The 8,132-nt window shown below is 52.8% G+C and carries 7 protein-coding genes; 4 read left to right on the top strand and 3 right to left on the bottom strand.

Annotated elements, in window-relative coordinates; translation table 11 throughout:
* Positions 1 to 631, top strand: a 631-nt coding sequence (locus tag K0B01_14250; GenBank protein ID MBW6487302.1) for a hypothetical protein, incomplete at its 5' end; no start/stop codon positions are given.
* A gap of 49 nt (positions 632 to 680) precedes the next feature.
* Here the strand turns inward: K0B01_14250 and K0B01_14245 are convergent.
* From K0B01_14245 to K0B01_14235, 3 genes are all read right to left on the bottom strand, one after another.
* Entirely contained in the window at positions 681 to 1,562 is an 882-nt protein-coding gene (locus K0B01_14245) for an alpha/beta hydrolase (protein MBW6487301.1), read from the bottom strand.
* 317 nt (positions 1,563 to 1,879) lie between these two features.
* Positions 1,880 to 2,533: an ISAs1 family transposase gene (locus K0B01_14240; GenBank protein ID MBW6487300.1), complete on the bottom strand. Its 654-nt coding sequence runs from the start codon at positions 2,531 to 2,533 to the stop codon at positions 1,880 to 1,882.
* Positions 2,534 to 2,595: 62 nt separating this feature from the next.
* A complete protein-coding gene (locus K0B01_14235) occupies positions 2,596 to 3,699 on the bottom strand; it encodes a DUF4338 domain-containing protein (protein ID MBW6487299.1) in 1,104 nt (367 codons plus the stop codon).
* Between the two features lie 173 nt (positions 3,700 to 3,872).
* Between K0B01_14235 and K0B01_14230 the strand changes: the two genes are divergently transcribed.
* From K0B01_14230 to K0B01_14220, 3 genes are read left to right on the top strand one after another with little or no spacing between them, the layout of a single operon-like run.
* Positions 3,873 to 4,844, top strand: a complete 972-nt coding sequence (locus K0B01_14230) for a thiamine pyrophosphate-dependent dehydrogenase E1 component subunit alpha (protein MBW6487298.1) — start codon at positions 3,873 to 3,875, stop codon at positions 4,842 to 4,844.
* Between the two features lie 18 nt (positions 4,845 to 4,862).
* Positions 4,863 to 5,849, top strand: coding sequence for an alpha-ketoacid dehydrogenase subunit beta (locus K0B01_14225; protein MBW6487297.1), 987 nt, complete (start codon positions 4,863 to 4,865; stop codon positions 5,847 to 5,849).
* 45 nt (positions 5,850 to 5,894) lie between these two features.
* Positions 5,895 to 7,643: a sigma 54-interacting transcriptional regulator gene (locus tag K0B01_14220; GenBank protein MBW6487296.1), complete on the top strand. Its 1,749-nt coding sequence runs from the start codon at positions 5,895 to 5,897 to the stop codon at positions 7,641 to 7,643.
* Positions 7,644 to 8,132 lie beyond the last annotated feature (489 nt).

The raw sequence follows: 8,132 nt of genomic DNA, 5'->3' as shown, positions 1-8,132 counted from the left end.
GATTCAGCGGGAAACCGCGAACCGGCTGAAAGAGGCCGGGGTGGACCAGGTATTGATGGATGTCATCGGCGCTGAAAACACGATCCGCGAAGTTTGTCACCTCACCCGGAAACCCGATGATTATCTGCAATCCATGCTCTACTGCCGCGACGCGGGCTTACAGATCGCCCCCCATGTCGTAATTGGCCTGCACTTCGGTCAAATCCGGGGGGAAGAGCGGGCGCTAGAGATGATCAGAAAGGCTGATCCCGAAACAATCGTTCTGGTTATTCTGACCCCGGCACGCGGAACCGCGATGGCGGGGATTCAACCGCCAGCGCTGGATGAAGTGGCCCGAATCATCGCAACCGCACGGATTTTAAATCCCTCTACACCGATCACCCTGGGTTGCGCGCGACCGCCGGGCAATTACAAACGACGGGCGGAAAGGACAGCGATAGATTGCGGAGTGAACGGGATCGCTTATCCAGATGAAACAACCGTTAATTATGCGCAAAGCCGGGGGCTCAAGGCGCTCTTTACGGAGGAGTGCTGCAGCCTGCTGGGGAGAAGAACAGGCAGCGGCCCAGGGAGATCAATTGAAGGCGGAAAGCGCAAAGAAATCGATCAGCCGCGGCCTGTAAAAACTTGACAGCCCCGGAACAAGGCCGGTTACTGCGGCGAAACCTCCCGGTCCTCGCTCAGCGCATGCCGGTGATCGACGGCGTCACCGCGCGGGGGTCACGAGTGGGCCAGCGGCCGCTCTCCACCTGCGCAAGGAAGTCGCCGACGATCGCGTTAAACATCCCCGGCTCCTCCACGTTAATGCCGTGACCGCAATTCGGCATGACCACCATGGCCGCCGCCGGGATGTTCTGCTTCAGCAGAATCCCCGGCGTCAGGCAGGGCCAGTCCTCGTCACCCATCATGATCAGCGTCGGCACACTCAGCGCCTTCATCTGATCCACCAGGTTGTAAAGCGACGGCCGTTCGCGCTGGCAGCCAAGCATCGTATTGGCCGACCCGGCGGCGGAATGGCCGGCCAGCAGGCGCTTGAATTCGGCGAAACCGCGCGGGTCCTTGTTCTCGAACTGCACGCGGGTAGGGCCGTACGCATATTGGTCCGCAAAGGCGGCCATCCCTTGGCTCTGGATGAAGGCGGCGATCGTCGAAGCCTCGGTGCGAAACTGCTCGCGCTGCGACGGCTCGGCGCCGTAGCCGCAGCCGCAGACGGTGAGCGAGCGGGCGCGCTCCGGATGGCGGAAACCGAAGTGCAGCACGGCGAAACCACCCATCGACAGGCCGACTGCATGCGCGCGCTCAATGCCGAGATGATCGAGCACTGCGGCAATATCGTCGGCGGCGCGGTTCTGGGAATAGCAGGAGACCGCCTCCGGCACGTCGGAGGGCGGATAGCCGCGCGCATTATAGGCGATGGCGCGATAGCGCCTGCCGAAACACCTGATTTGCTGCTCCCAACTGCGTTGGTCTCCGGCGAATTCATGCACAAAGATCACCGGCACGCCTGATCCGGTCTCCTCGTAATAGAGTTTCACCCCGTCGTCCGTGACTGCGTATGGCATCTTTTTTCCCCCCCCGGAATTTGCTTTTTCGGCGGGCCGAGTATATGAAAACGGCTTATATGTGTCAAGGTCATTTATGTTGGTGGCACGGTAATTTTGTTCTAACTGACAAGCTGGAAGGAAATGCGCGATATTGAGGTATGAGAGAAACGCAAAGGATCAAAACTAAGGATGGTCAGGCTTCACATGCCTGTTTAACGAGGGAATCCCGGGTTTAAGCGTGTACGAAGAGCGTGGTTTGGCCCTTACCCTGCTTAAAGGAGCGTCTCAGGGTATGTTTTGGCATCTTACGGACAAAAATCAGCAACCCGAAGAGATTAATGTACGGGGCGGGAGTTTTTTGTCATTTTCAAATAATCCAGCACTTGGCGGACATTGCGCGCGAGTTGTCTCATTTTTTGAGCAACGCTGCGAGCGCCTGTAGCTTTGATGAGAGAAACTGCGAAACGTCTCAGTCTGGAGATGTTCTCAGGCCCGTATCCGGTTCGTATCCGGCTGCGATCCTCGTCGTAGTTCCAGTCAATGATGTAATGGCAACTGTTTTCGATGCACCAGTGCCCCCGGTTGACGGCAAGGATACTTTCCGGATCGGCTTGTTCGGGCGTTTGGCTGGTTATTCCATAGACGGTCTCGCAGGAGTATTTGCCTGTTTTCTTTCGAGTTATTTCTCGTTGGATGCAGAATATCTGTCCGACATGAGGAAATTGGAGATAGTCGTTTAGTTCGGCAGTAGTCCAGATTTTTCTGATTTCTATTCTGCCGTGATCGGCAGGCGAGCAAGCAACGAAATCGGGTTCCTTGCGGTCTTTGAAGTCAAAGGCAATGTCGTCCAAAAGCGAGGATTGATTATTTTTTACTGTGAAGTGGTAGTGGGCATGTTTTTTTTCGACAAGGTATCGGGCAAAATCCCTTTGGGTCAAAAGGGCGTCGGCCGTGATTATTTTATTTTCGATATCGATGGCATCAAGCATTGGAGAGGCAGTTTTAATTTCGTTTGTGCGTTTTACCTCTTGTTCGGATACGGGGATGGTTCCTACTTTTTTTGGGTGTAGCAGGCCTTGGTTTGGTGTCCAATCGCGCTCATGATGTGAGCCTGATATCCCTGTTTGTCTATGGCGTTGCACATGGTTTTGCCGTCAATGGCCAACGCATTGTCATTTTTGCCATATTTTTGATTCCATTGCTGAATGGCGCGGTCGATATGGACAGGATCGACACGTATCAGGACAGCGCGGATGGTATTGAGACTCGGCACGATGTATTTGTCGTTTTGGTATCGGCAGCCAAAGCGTTTCCTTGCTTTTTCCTGAAGACTTTGCGCCCAATCGGCAATGGCCAGATAGCCGCGCATGCCGCACAAGGTCGCCCCAGCGGCAATGGCTAAGATGGTGGAAATTTTATGCCGTCGTCCTTGAACTCGACGGGGATCAGGGACACCGGTAAAAAAGTCGCGGAGAGATTCCATTTCTTGGGCGCTGATCATCATTTTCTTGCCTCCTGTACGATAATTTGGTTCGATCACTGGTTGGGACAACAATGTTTGGGCATTGGAAATCAACGGCTTGACAAAAACCATTTTGGGGGAGTCGGCAATCGCACTGTAACCTTTTTTGATTCGCCTAAAACCCTTGGTGTTGCCTGCATAGATCCAGTTATCAGCCTTGTAGATGGTCCCGTTGAACCTCTGCGGGTCCACGAATGTTTCCAGCAGAACAAGCGGATGACCAAAAGCAGTCTGCCAATCGCTCGGCAATCTCTTGCGGGATAATGATAGAATGCGCGAAGCCAGATTGGGGAAATGCAAGTCAGGCAGAATCAGGAAACGGCTGTTATTGGTAATCAGCTTCAGTCGGTCGTACTGATGATGAAAATCCCATCCGATCCACCGATCCCTTGATGCACACTTCAGCGCTGGAGCGGAAAAACTTAGAAGAGCCACCCATTGTTCGCCATGAACGGCAATATGCCACAGCGTCTCGCTGATCTTGGGAAGAGCGCCCAGATAATGATGTTCCTGCATCAGTTGGCTAAAACGTTGCTCTTCAAATGGAAGAACAATCCGGACAAGGACTTCGGACAGGTTAAACAAAGATATTCCCCCTTGATGAAGTGTAATCCGGCTGACGGTATACTTCATTTGAAGGCGCCTGTCCAGCTTTTTCTCTATGTATATAATTTAATTAGTGTTGTTTGAAAGAATGAAAACACCCTGTCAAGGCAACAAATCCCCTTGACACATAAGGCTCTCTGCCGTATGCTTTAAACATGCAAGAAAATTGGAGTGGCGATCTGCGTTCCAGGAGAACATTTATGAAGTCTTCTGCATCAACCCGGGAAATGCGTCGGCTATACCGAACCATGGTGACCATCCGCGGTTTTGAAACATTGGCTGGCGAGCTGTTTGCCGCCGGCAAGATCCCCGGATTCATTCACCTTTCCATTGGCCAGGAGGCGTCGTCGGTGGGCGTCTGTTCGGTGCTTCGACCGGATGACTATATCGTCACAACCCACAGGGGGCATGGCCACGTAATCGCCAAAGGCGGGAACCTGAAGAAGATGATCGCCGAACTCGTCGGCCGCAAGACGGGGTACTGCAAAGGGAAAGGCGGCTCCATGCATATCGCCGACTTTTCATTGGGCATCCTGGGGGCCAACGGCGTGGTGGGCGGCGGCTTCCCCATTGCCATCGGGGCGGGGTTGTCGATCAAACTCCGCCGCACCAATCAGGTGGTTGTCTGTTTCTTCGGCGACGGCGCTTCGAACCGCGGCACTTTTCACGAGGCGATGAACATGGCCTCCATCTGGAAACTCCCCATCCTGTTTGTTTGCGAGAACAACTGCTACGCCTCGACCACGCCGACAACCTATGCCTGTTCCGCTGCCGATATCGCCGCCCGCGCCGCCGGCTACAATATCCCCGGGGTAACTGTTGACGGCAATGATCTCCTTGCTGTCCATGAAGCTGCCGGCCAGGCGGTCGAGCGGGCCCGCCGCGGCGAAGGCCCTACCCTTCTTGAAAACAAGACCTACCGGCGCCGCGGCCATTTCGAGGGAGATCCGCAAAAATATCGGACGCAGGCGGAGGTGGCCGAATGGGAGAAAAAAGACCCCCTGCTCCGCTTTGCTTCCATCCTGAAGAAGAAAAAGCTTCTGACCGGCGAAATGGAAAAAGAGATCCGGAAACAGGTCGATGACGAGTTAACAGAGGCCGTCGCTTTTGCCGAACAGAGCGAGTGGCCTGCTCCCGAAGAGGCCCTGGAGGACATGTTCGTCAATCCATAGAAAAACGGAGAATATCCCATGACGGAAAGGATTTTAAACTGTGCTGCCGCGGTTTGCGAGGCGCTCACCGAAGAGATGGCCCGGGATGAGGCGATCTTCATCATCGGCGAGGATTTGGTGGCGCATGGGGGCATTTTCGGTCAGTTCAAAGGCCTGCCGGAGAGGTTTCCCGGCCGGGTCATCGACTCCCCCATCTCCGAATCCTGCATCGTCGGGGCCGGACTGGGTGCGGCTCTGACCGGCATGCGGCCGTTCGTGGATATGCACTTCGCCGATTTCGTCACCTGCGCGATGGACGAGATCGTCAATCAGACGGCCAAAATCCGTTATATGTTCGGCGGGCAGGTGAAGGTTCCTCTCGTGATCTGGGCGCCGGACGGCGCGGGATTGAGTGCGGCGGCTCATCATTCCCAGTCGCTGGAGAGCTGGTTTGTCCATGCGCCGGGATTGAAGGTGGTCGTCCCCAGCGAACCGGCCGACGTGAAGGGGCTTCTGAAGGCGGCGATCCGCAGCGACGACCCCGTCATCTTCTTCCAGCACAAGAAACTTTTTGCCCGGGAAGGCCCCGTACCGGAAGGCGAACATATTGTCCCCTTGGGCAGGGCGGCCGTCAAGCGCCCCGGCAGCAGCGCGACCATCCTGACCTATGGGTCAGGGTTCTACATGAGCATGGAGGCGGCCCATGAGCTTGCCGGCATGGGCATCGATGCCGAGGTCATCGACCTGCGAACCCTGAAACCTCTCGATTTTGAAACCATTGCCGCTTCGATCCAAAAAACAAACCGGGCGGTGGTCGTTCATGAGGCCTGTCTCTCCGGCGGATTCGGGGCCGAGGTGTCGGCCCGGATAAACAGTGAACTGTTCGATTATCTGGATGCGCCGGTCCTGCGCGTGGCCGCCAGGGATGTACCCATGCCATTTTCACCGCGTCTGGAGAACTTCGTTTTGCCCAAGATCGAAGATGTGGTGAACGCGGTGCGTGCCGTCACCTACCGGCAGAGGTGAAAAGGGCGCGCCGTTTGGCAGAGGGTTGTTTGAAAACCGACAAGATTGATTTCGTTATCATTGCCTATGTCTGGATTTACGCAAGTTTATAAGACCATTATCGATTGTCTTCCCGATATCGTGTTTGTTGTTGATGAGGGCGGATGTGTTGTTGATGTCAATAAAGCCGGGCAGGTTTCAGGTATTGTTCCCTCCTCCCTTTTGGGCAAACCATTAACGCAAATCTTCTCTTGCGCAGCGTTGCCGGATGTAACCGATACCCGGGATCAAGGTGATTATGAATGCGAATGGAACGGTCGCAGCTATTTGGCAAACTATCGAAAAATCAGGCCTGATGATCATGTGCCGTTCAAGCTGCTCATCCTTCGCGACATATCGAAAATAAAATTGCTGGAAAAAACCAACGACGATTTGTATGACGCCTTCAAATTCTCTCATGACGGGATGTTTATCTCCGATAAAAACGGGGTGGCAAACAAATACAATGAAGCCTATTGCCGCATTACAGGGATCAGTGCCGAAGAAATCATGGGCATGTCTATGCCGGAAGTCATTGATAAAGGATACATATCGGAATCGGCGACCCTCAAAGCCCTGCAACCCCGGCAACCCGCGACAACCATGCCGGAGTTGAAAAGCGGCAACAAGGTGATTATTACGTCGACGCCCGTATTTGATGAAAATAACAATATCGTCAGAATAGTATCAAACGTCCTTGATATCACTGAACTATTGGCGATGAAAGACCAGCTGGAGCAGGTGAAGGAACTGTCGGAACGCTATTATTCCGAAATCATCCTTTTGCGGAGTGAATACCTGAATGTCGATGGATTTATTACTGAAAGTCCCAGCATGAAGACTATTGTTTCAACCGCCTTAAAGGCAGCGGTAACGGATACGGTCGTCCTCATTACGGGAGAGTCGGGTTCCGGCAAGGAAGTTCTGGCAAGAATGATTCATAACAACAGCGAGTTCAAAACGGGACCGTTTGTTAAAATAACCTGCAGCGCCATTCCGGAAAACTTGCTGGAAAGCGAACTGTTTGGATACGAAAAAGGGGCATTCACCGGCGCCGGAAAAGATGGAAAGATCGGACTGTTTGAAATTGCTTCCGGGGGAACGTTGTTTCTGGATGAAATCGGGGAACTTCCCTTGATCATGCAGACAAAATTGCTCGGGGCCTTGCAGGATATGAAATTTACCCGGGTGGGAGGAACGAAAGAAATCGAACTGATGGCCCGGATCATCGTGGCTACGAATAGAGAACTGGAAGAGATGGTCCTGAATCATCAATTCAGAAAGGACTTGTTTTATCGAATCAATGTTGTAGGTCTCAAAATTCCTCCCCTGGTTGAAAGAAAGGATGAAATCTTTCCCCTTGTAGACCATTTTCTCCGGAAGTTTAATGATAAATACAAAACGTCCAACACAATATCACCGCAAGTCATGAATGCATTTCTGAATTATGCTTGGCCCGGCAATATACGAGAGTTGGAAAACCTGATGAAACGCCTGATTATTTTGGCGCCGAACGAGCGAATAACGATGGATATGCTGTCCGATGTATTTTGCGATAGAGCAAACATCCCCGGTTGCCAGGAAAACCAAAGCGTTGGGCTGAAAGTTATCCTGGAAAATGTTGCACGACGATTATTCCAGGATTTCTTAAAGAAGGGATACAGCAGCTATAAAATGGCAAAGGAATTAGGTATTAACCAGTCTACGGTCATAAGAAAAATGAAGAGATTGGGAGTAAATATTGCGTCGATGCCAAATTCCATTGGTGATGCATAACGGCATCGGCTGTTGGAATTATTTGAATTAAAAGGAAATCTCTTGCCCGCTTGGAGGGGAATCCATCTCTCACTGTGTGGAGATCATGCATTGCTGAATTGGATTCGGTTGCAGATATCGTGCATGGCCGGTGTTTTCGGTGCCTTCGGGCGATGGCACGGTAGTTGCTCTTTGCGATTGACAAACCAGAGCGGCATTCTTCAATCTTGTTGGACATTTTCGATCCAGACAGTTCACTTTTGACGGCACAGATTCACCCCGGTTTCACAGTATTTCGGGTTTGCCTTCAGCAGTGAAAATAATGCTCATGGAAGAGGTAACCCACGGTAGACAATAAGGCAAGATTTCTATCAGCGGGAGGGACATGTGGCCGTTTGGTTGCAGCGAGGCTGCGGCCCGGCACTGACCTGATCGGCGGGATCATGGCCGTCTGCCGCTTCCACAACATCAAGCAGGGCTATATCAGTTGTGTGATCGGCAGCCTGAAAC

The sequence above is a fragment of the Syntrophobacterales bacterium genome (assembly GCA_019429105.1).
Classification (GTDB): Bacteria; Desulfobacterota; Syntrophia; order Syntrophales; family UBA5619; genus DYTH01.
Note: the sequence above shows the minus strand (reverse complement) of the source record. Positions and strands in the feature narration are given on the sequence as shown.